Here is an 11,698-nt window from a genome sequence, read left to right on the forward strand (position 1 = left end):
GGGGTGGTGTTTTCATGTGCTTCTGGGTCTCCGTCCTGCTTGCTATGTTATTCGCCCTCCCGGGGGGGGGGGCGGTCGTTTTTACCCTTTAACACCCCCCCCGGCCCCGGCCGTTCGTCGTGAGGGCGCTCAGCCGCGGCGGTGACGCCCGGCACCCGCCTGCGCGGTCTCGGCCTCGGTGGCCTCGGCGCCGCCGGCCTTCTTCTTCCGGCGCTCGCGCACCACCTCGACCAGGATCGGCGAGATCGACAGCAGCACGATCAGCAGCACCGCCGGGATCAGGTACTTGTCGATCACCGGGGCGAGCGCGTCACCGAAGAAGTAGCCGATCAGCAGCATCGACTCGGTCCACAGCACGCCGCCGACCACGTTCCACAGGAAGAACGTCCGGGCCGGCATCTCCAGGGTGCCCGCGACCGGGTTCAGGAAGGTCCGGACGATCGGCATGAAGCGGGCCAGCACCACGGCCTTGCCCGGTCCGAACTTGTTGAAGTACTCCTCCGCCTTCTGCACGTACTCGCGCCGGAAGATCTTCGACTCGGGCTTGTCGAACATCTTCGGCCCGACCTTCACCCCGATCAGGTGCCCGAGCTGGGCGCCCGCGACGGCGGCCACCGGCGCACCGATCAGCAGGGCCGCGATCGGCAGCTTCGTCCCCTCCCCGAGCACCGACGAGGCGGCGTTGGAGGAGGCGACCCCGGCGATGATCAACAGTGAGTCGCCCGGGAAGAAGAACCCGACCAGCAGGCCGGTCTCGGCGAAGATGATCGCGATCAGCCCGATGGCGCCGAGGGACGAGATCAGTGATTTGGCGTCGAGCAAGTTGACGGCCAGCTGGTTGTAGTCCACGGGCGCAGGATAGCGGGCCCGTCCTGACGCAAACCTCCGCCCGGGGGGCGAGATGTCCGTCATCCCTCCGTCGCACGTGGTCGGCCGTCCCGACAGGCGGGCCACATGGTGGTGCCGGGGCCCGGGATGGGAAGATGGCCCCGGCGTCCGGACCGCGGTCGCAACACCCTCATTGTCGTACCGCGGTGGCCGCGTCGAACCTTGGTACAGGTGGCCGTCCCGCAGAGCCGCGCGTTGGCCCCGGTACCCCGGAGTCGTCACAGAGGCGTACACAGCGTCGGACAGCACCGTCCGTACGCCGCAACCCGACAGGAGCGGATTCGCATGCCCATCGCAACTCCCGAGGTCTACAACGAGATGCTCGACCGGGCCAAGGCGGGCAAGTTCGCCTACCCGGCCATCAACGTCACCTCCTCCCAGACCCTGCACGCCGCACTGCGCGGCTTCGCCGAGGCCGAGAGCGACGGCATCATCCAGATCTCGACCGGTGGTGCGGAGTTCCTGGGCGGTCAGCACAACAAGGACATGGTGACCGGCGCCGTCGCGCTCGCCGAGTTCGCCCACGTGGTCGCCGCCAAGTACGACATCACCGTCGCGCTGCACACCGACCACTGCCCCAAGGACAAGCTGGACGGCTACGTCCGCCCGCTGCTGGCGATCTCCGCGGAGCGCGTGGCCAAGGGCCTGAACCCGCTGTTCCAGTCGCACATGTGGGACGGCTCCGCCGAGACCCTGAACGACAACCTGGCCATCGCCGAGGAGCTGCTGGCCCAGGCCGTCGCAGCCAAGATCATCCTTGAGGTCGAGATCACCCCGACCGGCGGCGAGGAGGACGGTGTCACGCACGAGATCAACGACGAGCTGTACACCACCGTCAACGACGCCGTGCGCACCGCCGAGGCGCTGGGCCTGGGCGAGAAGGGCCGCTACCTGCTGGCCGCCTCCTTCGGCAACGTGCACGGCGTCTACAAGCCGGGCAACGTCGTCCTGAAGCCGGAGCTGCTGCGCGAGCTGCAGGACTCGATCGGCGCCCAGTACGGCAAGAAGGACCCGTTCGACTTCGTCTTCCACGGCGGCTCGGGCTCCACCGCCGAGGAGATCGCCACCGCGCTGGAGAACGGCGTCGTGAAGATGAACCTCGACACCGACACCCAGTACGCCTTCACCCGCCCGGTCGTGGACCACGTGTTCCGCAACTACGACGGCGTGCTGAAGGTCGACGGCGAGGTCGGCAAGAAGAACACCTACGACCCGCGCACCTGGGGCAAGCTGGCCGAGGCCGGCATGGCCGCCCGCGTGCTGGAGGCCGCCCAGCAGCTGCGCTCGGCCGGCAACCGCCTGAAGTAGGCACCACCCGGGAGCCGCGCCGCGCACCGCGGCCGGTCCCCCGCCCATGGCCCCCAGTGGTTCACTGGGGGCCATGAGCATTCACCAGAACCTCCTCGGGGGTCCGCCCCCGACGCACCTGCCCGCCGAGCCCGCTCCGCTGGAGCTGCTGGCCGGCGGCGCCTCCCCGGCCGAGGTCGCGGCGAAGTACCCGACCTCCTCGCTGGCCTGGGCCCAGCTCGCCGACGACGCCTTCGCCGCCGGCCGCACCGTCGAGTCCTACGCGTACGCCCGCACCGGCTACCACCGCGGGCTGGACTCGCTGCGCCGGGCAGGCTGGAAGGGCCACGGCCCGGTGCCGTGGGAGCACGAGCCGAACCGCGGCTTCCTGCGGGCGCTGCACGGGCTCGGCCGGGCCGCCGCGGCCATCGACGAGAAGGAGGAGGCCGAGCGCTGCGCCCAGTTCCTCCGGGACAGCTCGCCGACCGCCGCCGCCATGCTGGGCTGACCACCCCGCGACCCTCCGTAGGCACCACCGGGCCGACCCGCCCGCACCGGCCGCCCCCGCACCGCCCCTTCCGGCGGGACGGGGGCGGCCTCCTGCCGCGGTGCGTACGCGGCATGATGCATACGCGGTATGTGGACATCCACCGGGTCTCCGTGTCAGGGTGTTCGGGCGAGGGGGCGCACGTACGTTCGACGGCTCCGCGACCCCACCGGTCCGACAGGAAGCCTCACCGTGCCCGCAGCCAGACCCGACCAGCGCGGCTCCCGCCGCCGCCGGAGAGCAGGCCGGCGGCGCCGCCCCGGGATGATCGCCGCACTGACCGCCGCGGTGGCCGTCCTCGGGGTCACGCTCGTCATGCTCGACCGCCCCGAGCCCCGGCCCGCCGCCGGGCCGACCGCGCAGGGCCGGATCCCCCCGCCCGAGGTGCGCACGCCGCCCGCCGCCCCGGCCACCGGGGCACCGGCCCCGCCGACGGCGACCACACCGACGGCCCCGCCGGACGCACCGACGGCCCCGTCGACCCCGTCGACCCCGCCGCCGGCGCCGTCACCCACCGCGACCCCCGGCGGCGCCGATCCCGGTGCCCCGGACCCCGGCCCGACCACCGGCGCGGGCACCTTCACCGTCGCCCGGGGCGCGGCCGCACCGGTCGGCAAGGGCCCCGTCCGCCGCTACCGGGTGGAGGTCGAGGACGGCATCGGCATCGACCCGGCCGCGGCCGCCACGCAGGTGCAGAGCATCCTCGCCGACCCGCGCGGCTGGACCAACGACCGCCGCAACGGCTTCCATCTGGTGGCCGCCGGCGCCTACGACTTCACCGTGAAGATCGCCTCGCCGGACGCCGTGGACCGGATCTGCGGGGCCGCCGGCCTGAACACCCGCGGCGAGGTGAACTGCAACGTCGGCAACCAGGTGCTGGTCAACGCCAAGCGCTGGAACACCGGTTCACCGCAGTTCAGCGGCCCGCTCGACGAGTACCGGGCACTGATCGTCAACCACGAGGTCGGCCACCGGATCGGCCACGGGCACGAGACCTGCCCGGGCAAGGGCAGGCCCGCGCCCGCGATGATGCAGCAGATCTACGGCCTCAAGGGCTGCGCGCCCAACGCCTGGCCGTACGCGGCGGACGGCGGCTACCTCGGCGGCCCGTCGGTCCCCTGACCGGGGCTCCCGGCCGGGCCGGGACGGATCCGACACCTGGTCACCGACCACCCGGGACAGGGCCGTTCCAGGCTGACGGCATGACAGCGGACCGCACCGCCACCGCGACCGGACTCCGCCCCGCCCGGCCTGGCCTCGGTCCCGGCCACGCCCTCGAGTGCCTGGGTGACCTGCGCCTACACGGTCGGCTCCACCCCGGTCCGGATCGACCTGCCGGCCGTCCCGGAGGACGGGCGCGCGGGCACCATGATGCTGCCGTACATCCAGCGGGCCGGTCACCTCGGCACCGACGGGCTGAAGCGGTTCGCCGACGCGCGGCCGACCGCCGGCCGGACCGAGGTCACCCCCGGCAGCGGGTCGGTGGGCGTCGCCCGGGTGGCCGCCCGGGGCAAGGGCGACCTCGCGCTGACCCTCTCCCAGGACACCGCGAACGCCGCCCCGGAGCCCGCCCTGACCGGCGAGGCCCTGCGCCGGGCCACCGAGCGGCTCGCCGCCCGGCTGCGCCCGTAGCACCGGCCCCGGCGGGCGGGCGGGCTATCCGAGGACCGGCAGATAGGCCGCGAGGTCACTGCGCTCGCCGCTGGCCGACAGCGCGGCGGCGTCCATCGCGGTGGCCCAGTCCGTCCGGCCGGTGGCGAGCCGGATCCAGGTCAGCGGGTCGGTCTCGACCACGTTCGGCGGGGTGCCCCGGGTGTGCCGGGGACCCTCGACGGCCTGCACCACGGCGTACGGCGGGATCCGCAGCTCGACGGCCCCGCCGGGGGTGCGGTCGGCGAAGGCGTCGGCCAGCAGCCGGGTGACGGCGGCGAGCGCCTGACGGTCGTGCGGGAACGCGGCCGTGCCGAGCGCGTCGGCCAGGTCGTCGGCGTGCACGACCGTCTCCACCAGCCGGGTCACCAGCAGGTCGGAGAGCAGCATCGAGCCCAGCCGGATCTCGAACCGGCGCTGCGGGTCGGCGGCTTCGGGCCGGTCCAGGGCCGCGAGCAGGGCGTCGGCGGCCCGCTCGAAGGCCGTCGCCACGGCCGCCGGGGAGCCCCCGAACTCCGCGGCCGCGTGCTCGCGCGCCCCGGCGTCCAGCAGCGGGGCGACCTCGGCGACCCGGGAGACCCAGCCCAGCAGGTCCAGCGGCGGCCGCCCCTCCAACGGGTCGTCGAGGTGGGCGGGCACCCAGTCGAGCTGGACCGCCAGATGGGCCAGCAGCTCGCGCACCGACCACCGCCCCACCCGGGTCGGCCGGGCGAGCAGCGGCTCGGCCGCCGGATCGGCACAGAGCTCGCGGACGGCGGTGCGCAGCGCCCCGGTCTGCGCGGCGAGCGCGGCGCGCACCTTCTGGGGCTGGTACGTACGGGACTTGGGAGGCATGCCCCGCAGCGTACGCCGAAGGGCGGCCGGCCCCGGGGGGTCGACCGCCCTTCGGTCCTCGGCCCGGGCGTCCCGGAGACTGCTCGCCTCCGGGACGCCCGGGCCCGCCGCATCAGGCGAGCAGAGCCTCGATGACGCCGGTGTGGGCGTCCGTCAGCTCGGCCAGCGAGACGGTGAACTGGCCCTGGACGTCCAGGACATCACCGTCGACCACACCGATCCGGGTGGCCGGCAGGCCACGCGCGGTGCACATGTCGTTGAACCGGAGCTCCTCGCTGCGCGGCACCGCGACGACCGCGCGGCCGGCCGACTCGGAGAACAGGAACACGAACGGGTCCTGGCCCTCGGGCACGATGATCCGGGCGCCGTGGCCACCCTTGAGGCAGCTCTCCACCAGCGCCTGGCCCAGGCCGCCGTCGGAGAGGTCGTGCGCGGCGTCGATCATGCCGTCGCGCGAGGCGGCGATCAGGATCTCACCGAGCAGCTTCTCGCGGTCCAGGTCGACCTTGGGCGGCAGGCCGCCGAGGTGCTGGTGGACCACCTGCGTCCAGGCCGAACCGCCCAGCTCGTCCTCGGTGTCACCGAGCAGGTAGAGCAGCTGGCCCTCCTCGGCGAAGCCGATCGGGGTGCGCCGGGTGACGTCGTCGATGACGCCGAGCACCGCGACCACGGGGGTCGGGTGGATGGCGGTCTCGCCGGTCTGGTTGTAGAGCGAGACGTTGCCGCCGGTGACCGGGGTGCCGAGTGCCAGGCAGGCGTCGGCGAGGCCCCGGGTGGCCTCGGCGAACTGCCACATCACGTCCGGGTCCTCGGGGGAGCCGAAGTTGAGGCAGTCGGAGATCGCGAGCGGCTTGGCACCGCCGGCCGCGACGTTGCGGTACGCCTCGGCGAGGGCCAGCTGGGCACCGGTGTACGGGTCCAGCTTGGTGTAGCGGCCGTTGCCGTCGGTGGCGACCGAGACGCCGAGGTTGGTCTCCTCGTCGATCCGGATCATGCCGGAGTCCTCGGGCACCGAGAGGACGGTGTTGCCGAGCACGTAGCGGTCGTACTGGTCGGTGATCCACGCCTTGGAGGCCTGGTTCGGGCTGCCGGCGACCTTGAGCAGGTCGGCCTTCAGGCCCTCGCCGGTGGTCGGGCGGGCGAGCCGCTCGGCGCTCGGGGCGTCGGCCTGCAGCGCGTCCTGCCAGCTCGGACGGGCGTACGGGCGCTGGTAGGTCGGGCCCTCGTGGGCGACGGTGCGCGGCGGCACGTCGACCACCAGCTCGCCGTGCCAGAAGATCTCCAGCCGCTCGCCCTCCGTCACCTCACCGATGACGGTGGCGATGACGTCCCACTTCTCGCAGATCTCCAGGAAGCGGTCGACCTTGCCGGGCTCGACGATGGCGCACATGCGCTCCTGCGACTCGCTCATGAGGATTTCCTCGGGCGAGAGCGTGTTGTCGCGCAGCGGCACGGTGTCGAGCTCGATCCGCATACCGCCGGAGCCGGCCGAGGCCAGCTCGGAGGTGGCGCAGGAGAGGCCGGCGCCGCCGAGGTCCTGGATGCCCTTGACGAGCTTCTCGGAGAAGATCTCCAGGGTGCACTCGATGAGGAGCTTCTCCTGGAACGGGTCGCCGACCTGGACGGCCGGGCGCTTGGCCGGGCCGGTGGCGTCGAAGGTCTCGGAGGCGAGCACCGAGACACCGCCGATGCCGTCGCCGCCGGTGCGGGCCCCGTAGAGGATGACCTTGTTGCCGGCGCCGGAGGCCTGCGCGAGGTGGATGTCCTCGTGCTTCATCACGCCCACGCAGAGCGCGTTGACCAGCGGGTTGCCCTGGTAGCAGGAGTCGAAGACGACCTCGCCGCCGATGTTCGGCAGGCCCAGGCAGTTGCCGTAGCCGCCGATGCCCGCGACGATCCCGGGCAGCACGCGCCGGGTGTCCGGGTGGTCGGCCGCACCGAACCGCAGCGGGTCCATCACGGCGACCGGGCGGGCGCCCATCGCGAGGATGTCGCGCACGATGCCGCCGATGCCGGTGGCCGCGCCCTGGTAGGGCTCGATGTACGACGGGTGGTTGTGCGACTCCACCTTGAAGGTGACCGCGTAGCCCTGGCCGACGTCGACCACACCGGCGTTCTCGCCGATGCCGACGAGCATCGCGTCGTTCTCCGGCACCTTCTCGCCGAACTGCTTCAGGTGCACCTTGGAGCTCTTGTAGGAGCAGTGCTCCGACCACATGACCGAGTACATCGCGAGCTCGGCGCCGGTCGGGCGGCGTTCGAGGATCTCCCGGATGCGGGCGTACTCGTCCTCCTTGAGGCCGAGTTCGGCCCACGGCTGGGCGGAGTCCGGGGTCTGCTCGGCGTTCTTGACGGTGTCGAGGGTCATCAGGCGTTCACCAGCTGCTTCAGGACGGAAGTGAAGAAGCCCAGGCCCTCGGTGGTCGGGCCGGTGAGCGGCTCCACGGCGTGCTCCGGGTGCGGCATCAGGCCGACGACATTGCCGGCGGCGTTGGTGATGCCGGCGATGTCGCGGTACGAACCGTTCGGGTTGACGTCCAGGTAACGGGCGACCACCCGGCCCTCCGCCTCCAGCGCGTCCAGGACGTGCTCGTCGGCGACGAAGCGGCCCTCGCCGTTCTTCAGCGGGACGACGATTTCCTGGCCGGCGGTGTAATCCCGGGTCCACGCGGTGCCGGCGTTCTCGATCCGCAGCTTCTGGTCGCGGCAGACGAAGTGCAGCGAGTCGTTGCGGGTGAGCGCGCCGGGCAGCAGGTGCGATTCGCACAGCACCTGGAAGCCGTTGCAGATACCGAGAACCGGCATTCCCAGCTTCGCCTGCTCGATGATGCTGTCCATCACGGGCGAGAAGCGGGAGATGGCGCCGCAGCGCAGATAGTCGCCGTAACTGAATCCGCCGGGCAGGACGACGGCGTCGACCTGGTGGAGATCCTTGTCACGGTGCCAGAGGGCGACCGGCTCGGCGCCGGCCAGGCGGACCGCGCGCTGGGCGTCGCGGTCGTCGAGGGAACCGGGGAAAGTGACGACGCCGACTCGGGTGGTCACCTGCCCTCCTCCTCGACGCGGACGGTGAAGTCCTCGATCACGGTGTTGGCGAGAAAGGTCTCGGCGGCTTCGCGGATACGGGCGAGCGCGGCGTCGTCGACCGGGCCCTCCAGCTCCAGCTCGAAGCGCTTGCCCTGGCGGACGTCGGCGATCCCGGTGAATCCGAGACGGGGCAGTGCGCGCTGCACCGCCTGTCCCTGGGGGTCGAGGATCTCCGGCTTGAGCATGACGTCGACTACGACGCGTGCCACTGGCACTCCCGGTGGTGTCTTCGTGAGGCGGGGGAACTCCAGACTACCGGGGGTTTCGGGTGACTTTGCTGGCCGGTGAGGGTGACGCGCGTAGACTCACGACCCTTACGCCACAAGGGCTCCGGCTCCCCGGACCCCCCGACGGCCACCCCATTTCGGCGGATTCGGCGGCCCGCGCGAGAACGGCCGAAGAGCACCCGAATACCGGCACTCCGGACAGATCGGCCAGCCGAGTGCACCGGGTATCCGGCACTCCGCCGAAGACACGTGAATATACGGAAAAGAAAGCCGGACTCTTCGATTTCGACCCGCTTCGGGTGCAGAATAGGGCCACCTGCCGCGGCAAGTGCTGCGTATCCGGCACGCCATCAGGCCTGCCCGTACGCACTTGGGCGAGTAGTGCACATCAGGCCACGGGAGCGCACCCCGCGCCCTTCGGCCGAATTGCCCGAGAGGATTGACACCCATGGCTCAGCGTGTAGTTGTCACGCTCTCCGACGACCTGGACGGCGGCGCCGCCGCAGAAACCGTCCACTTCGGCGTCGACGGGAAGTCGTACGAGATCGACCTGTCCCTGGACAACGCGGAAAAGCTGCGGGAGGCCCTCGCCCCGTTCGTCGCGGCCGGCCGCCGCCAGAGCCGTACCGGTAAGTCCTTCCGCCGCACCGCGCTCACCCCGGACCCGGCCGCCGTGCGCGCCTGGGCCCAGTCGCGCGGCATGGAGCTGCCCGCCCGCGGCCGCATCCCCAAGCACGTCTACGAGGCGTTCGCCGAGGCGAACTGACCCCGCCGGACCCGGTCGTCCCACCTGCCCCGAAAGGGTGGGGCGACCACCCCGACGGATGGGGTAGAGTAATCCTCGTCGCCGCAACGGAGAGATCCGAAGAGGCGGCCGGTGCCCCACCAGGCACCGTGCGGACGTGGCTCAGTTGGTAGAGCATCACCTTGCCAAGGTGAGGGTCGCGAGTTCGAATCTCGTCGTCCGCTCGCAGTGTGCGAGCACAGCACAACTCAATAGTTCCATCCTGCGGACGTGGCTCAGTTGGTAGAGCATCACCTTGCCAAGGTGAGGGTCGCGAGTTCGAATCTCGTCGTCCGCTCCAGTACGAAGGGCCCCCTCGATCGAGGGGGCCCTTCGGCATTCCCCCGCGCAGGCCCGTGCGGATCTCCGGCCGGTCCCACCGCGGCTTGTCCCGGGCTTGCCCACGGCTTGCCCGGCGCTTTCCCGTCCGGCTCCCGCCGATGACATTTGTCATCGCCGATCCGTGGATCCGCACCCCGTTCCCATGAGACCGCGCACTGCCCGCGGCCCCCGGGCGGCGGAAGGCTTGAGCCATGGAAACGAGCCGGCCGCGCACCGCGAGCGATCATGTGATCGAGGTCACCGACCTCCACCGCCACTACGGTTCCGGCAACGCCGGCTACCACGCGGTACGCGGCCTCGACCTGACCGTCGGCCGCGGCGAGCTGTTCGCGCTGCTCGGCACCAACGGGGCCGGCAAGACCTCCACCATGGAGCTGATCGAGGGCCTCGCCGCCCCCACCACCGGCGCGGTCCGCGTCCTCGGCCACGACCCGTACCGCGAGCGCGCCGACCTCCGCCCCCGGATCGGCATCATGCTCCAGGAGGGCGGCTTCCCCGGGGACCTCACCGTCGCCGAGACCGGCCGCAGCTGGGCCGGGATGACCAGCGGCGCCCGCCCGTTGGAGGAGGCACTGGAGCTGGTCGGCCTGGCCGACCGCCGGGGTGTCCGGGTCAAGCAGCTCTCCGGCGGCGAGCGCCGCCGGCTCGACCTCGCGATGGCCCTGCTCGGCCGGCCCGAGGTGCTCTTCCTGGACGAGCCCAGCACCGGGCTGGACCCCGAGGCCCGCGCCGCCGTCTGGCGCCTGGTCCGCGAACTGCGCGCCCAGGGCACCACGGTGCTGCTCACCACGCACTACCTGGAGGAGGCCGAGGAGCTGGCCGACCGCCTGGCCATCATGCACCGCGGCCGGATCGTCACCGCCGGCACCGTGGCCGAGGTCATCGCCGGCCGCCCCTCCCGGATCAGCTTCGAACTCCCCGAGTTCACCGGAGCCTCCCTCCCGCCGCTGGCCGGGGCCACCCTGGTCGCGGACGGCCGGCGGATCACCGTGCAGACCGGGCAGCTCCAGGCCACCCTCACCGACCTGCTCGGCTGGGCCGCCCGGCACGGCATCGCGCTCGGCGCGCTCGACGCCCGCAGTGCCTCGCTGGAGGAGGCCTTCCTCGCGATCGCCTCCGAGGCCGCGCACCAGCCCCCGGCCGACGCCCCCGCCGCTCCCTCCGCCCGCCGCCGCCTGATCGGACTTTCCCGATGACCACCGCCACCGCCCGCACCGCCACCGGCACGCAGAGCTCCGGCGGCCCCCGGAGCACCACCGGCCGCCGGCTGCTCGCCCTCGGCCGGGCCGAAGGCACCCTGCTGCTGCGCAACCGGACGGCGCTGTTCACCGCCCTGCTGCTGCCGCTGCTGCTGATCGGCGGGCTGAAGAGCGTGCTCGACCAGCAGGCCGAGACCAACCCGGGCCTCGACGTCGACTCCCTGCTGGTCAACGGGGCGGTCGGGATGGTGCTGGCCTTCGTCGTCTACTACAACCTGACCGCGGCCTACGTGGCCCGCCGCGGCGAGCTGGTGCTGAAGCGACTGCGCACCGGGGAGGCCCGGGACATCGAGATCCTGGCCGGCACCGCGGTGCCCTCGGTCGGCCTGGCCCTGCTGATGTGCCTGGTGGTCGCCGTCGGCGGCGCCGCCGCCCTGGACCTGCGCGCACCGGTGAACCCGCTGCTGATGGCCGCCGGGCTGGTGCTGGCGATCGGCACCCTGATCGCACTGGCCGCCGTCTCCAGCGCCTTCACCAAGACGGTCGAGAGCGCCGGCATCACCACCATGCCCGTCCTGCTGCTCTCCCAGTTCGGCTCCGGCCTGTTCGTCCCGCTGGAGGTCATGCCCGACCGGATGGCCGACGTCTGCCGGCTGCTGCCCACCACCCCGGCCTTCCAGCTGATCCGCCTCGGCTGGTTCGGCACCGACGGCTCCGCCGCCGCCACCGGCTTCGCCGGCACCTGGGCCACCGCCGCCCCGCACCTGGTCACCGGAACGGTCTGGCTCGCCCTGGCCGCCTGGGGCGCCGTGCGCTACTTCCGCTGGGAACCCCGCCGCTGAACCGGCCCCGG

General features: G+C 72.4%; 12 protein-coding genes and 2 tRNA genes. 9 read left to right on the top strand and 5 right to left on the bottom strand.

Going from position 1 to position 11,698, the window contains the following annotated elements:
* Positions 1-129: 129 nt before the first annotated feature.
* A complete protein-coding gene (locus ACFXHB_RS06500; RefSeq protein ID WP_380572607.1) occupies positions 130-849 on the bottom strand; it encodes a DedA family protein in 720 nt (239 codons plus the stop codon).
* Between the two features lie 324 nt (positions 850-1,173).
* On the opposite strand from ACFXHB_RS06500, the gene fbaA reads away from it, so the two are divergent.
* From fbaA to ACFXHB_RS06520, 4 genes are all read left to right on the top strand, one after another.
* Positions 1,174-2,196 carry a class II fructose-bisphosphate aldolase gene (fbaA, locus tag ACFXHB_RS06505; RefSeq protein ID WP_380572609.1) on the top strand — a complete coding sequence of 341 codons (1,023 nt, stop codon included), beginning with the start codon at positions 1,174-1,176 and terminating at the stop codon, positions 2,194-2,196.
* 73 nt (positions 2,197-2,269) lie between these two features.
* The gene (locus ACFXHB_RS06510; protein WP_380572611.1) at positions 2,270-2,683 is read left to right on the top strand and encodes a DUF3151 domain-containing protein; all 414 of its coding nucleotides are present in this window, start codon (positions 2,270-2,272) and stop codon (positions 2,681-2,683) included.
* A gap of 231 nt (positions 2,684-2,914) precedes the next feature.
* Positions 2,915-3,844: a DUF3152 domain-containing protein gene (locus tag ACFXHB_RS06515; RefSeq protein ID WP_380572612.1), complete on the top strand. Its 930-nt coding sequence runs from the start codon at positions 2,915-2,917 to the stop codon at positions 3,842-3,844.
* A gap of 165 nt (positions 3,845-4,009) precedes the next feature.
* The gene (locus ACFXHB_RS06520; RefSeq protein ID WP_380572613.1) at positions 4,010-4,354 is read left to right on the top strand and encodes a hypothetical protein; all 345 of its coding nucleotides are present in this window, start codon (positions 4,010-4,012) and stop codon (positions 4,352-4,354) included.
* A 24-nt stretch (positions 4,355-4,378) separates the two neighbouring features.
* Here ACFXHB_RS06520 and ACFXHB_RS06525 read toward each other — a convergent pair whose 3' ends face one another.
* From ACFXHB_RS06525 to purS, 4 genes are all read right to left on the bottom strand, one after another.
* Entirely contained in the window at positions 4,379-5,206 is an 828-nt protein-coding gene (locus ACFXHB_RS06525) for a sterol carrier family protein (RefSeq protein ID WP_380572615.1), read from the bottom strand.
* A 112-nt stretch (positions 5,207-5,318) separates the two neighbouring features.
* Positions 5,319-7,574 (bottom strand): phosphoribosylformylglycinamidine synthase subunit PurL, encoded by a 2,256-nt coding sequence (purL, locus tag ACFXHB_RS06530; RefSeq protein WP_380572616.1) that lies wholly within the window; start codon positions 7,572-7,574, stop codon positions 5,319-5,321.
* Complete coding sequence (purQ, locus tag ACFXHB_RS06535; RefSeq protein WP_380572618.1) at positions 7,574-8,251, bottom strand: phosphoribosylformylglycinamidine synthase subunit PurQ; 678 nt, start codon at positions 8,249-8,251, stop codon at positions 7,574-7,576. The genes purL and purQ overlap by 1 nt, the downstream gene beginning before the upstream one ends.
* Entirely contained in the window at positions 8,248-8,502 is a 255-nt protein-coding gene (purS, locus tag ACFXHB_RS06540) for a phosphoribosylformylglycinamidine synthase subunit PurS (protein ID WP_380572619.1), read from the bottom strand. Before purS ends, purQ begins: the two co-directional genes overlap by 4 nt.
* A 466-nt stretch (positions 8,503-8,968) precedes the next feature.
* On the opposite strand from purS, the gene ACFXHB_RS06545 reads away from it, so the two are divergent.
* The 5 genes from ACFXHB_RS06545 (at position 8,969) to ACFXHB_RS06565 (ending at position 11,687) form a co-directional block, all read left to right on the top strand.
* Complete coding sequence (locus tag ACFXHB_RS06545) at positions 8,969-9,286, top strand: Lsr2 family protein (RefSeq protein WP_238860361.1); 318 nt, start codon at positions 8,969-8,971, stop codon at positions 9,284-9,286.
* A gap of 130 nt (positions 9,287-9,416) precedes the next feature.
* Positions 9,417-9,489 (top strand) — tRNA-Gly (locus tag ACFXHB_RS06550).
* Between the two features lie 40 nt (positions 9,490-9,529).
* Positions 9,530-9,605: transfer RNA gene (locus ACFXHB_RS06555), tRNA-Gly, on the top strand.
* A gap of 232 nt (positions 9,606-9,837) precedes the next feature.
* Positions 9,838-10,842 (top strand): ABC transporter ATP-binding protein, encoded by a 1,005-nt coding sequence (locus tag ACFXHB_RS06560; RefSeq protein ID WP_380572620.1) that lies wholly within the window; start codon positions 9,838-9,840, stop codon positions 10,840-10,842.
* Positions 10,839-11,687, top strand: a complete 849-nt coding sequence (locus tag ACFXHB_RS06565; protein ID WP_380572622.1) for an ABC transporter permease — start codon at positions 10,839-10,841, stop codon at positions 11,685-11,687. Before ACFXHB_RS06560 ends, ACFXHB_RS06565 begins: the two co-directional genes overlap by 4 nt.
* Positions 11,688-11,698: the final 11 nt, after the last annotated feature.

Source organism: Kitasatospora sp. NPDC059327 (genome assembly GCF_042752535.1).
Taxonomy (GTDB): Bacteria; Actinomycetota; Actinomycetes; order Streptomycetales; family Streptomycetaceae; genus Kitasatospora.

Excerpts from the sequence above, each read along its gene's own strand:
- fbaA (WP_380572609.1), top strand. The coding sequence starts at position 1,174 with ATGCCCATCGCAACTCCCGAGGTCTACAACGAGATGCTCGACCGGGCC.
- ACFXHB_RS06560 (WP_380572620.1), top strand. The coding sequence starts at position 9,838 with ATGGAAACGAGCCGGCCGCGCACCGCGAGCGATCATGTGATCGAGGTC.
- purL (WP_380572616.1), bottom strand. The coding sequence starts at position 7,574 with ATGACCCTCGACACCGTCAAGAACGCCGAGCAGACCCCGGACTCCGCC.
- ACFXHB_RS06545 (WP_238860361.1), top strand. The coding sequence starts at position 8,969 with ATGGCTCAGCGTGTAGTTGTCACGCTCTCCGACGACCTGGACGGCGGC.
- ACFXHB_RS06525 (WP_380572615.1), bottom strand. The coding sequence starts at position 5,206 with ATGCCTCCCAAGTCCCGTACGTACCAGCCCCAGAAGGTGCGCGCCGCG.
- ACFXHB_RS06510 (WP_380572611.1), top strand. The coding sequence starts at position 2,270 with ATGAGCATTCACCAGAACCTCCTCGGGGGTCCGCCCCCGACGCACCTG.
- ACFXHB_RS06565 (WP_380572622.1), top strand. The coding sequence starts at position 10,839 with ATGACCACCGCCACCGCCCGCACCGCCACCGGCACGCAGAGCTCCGGC.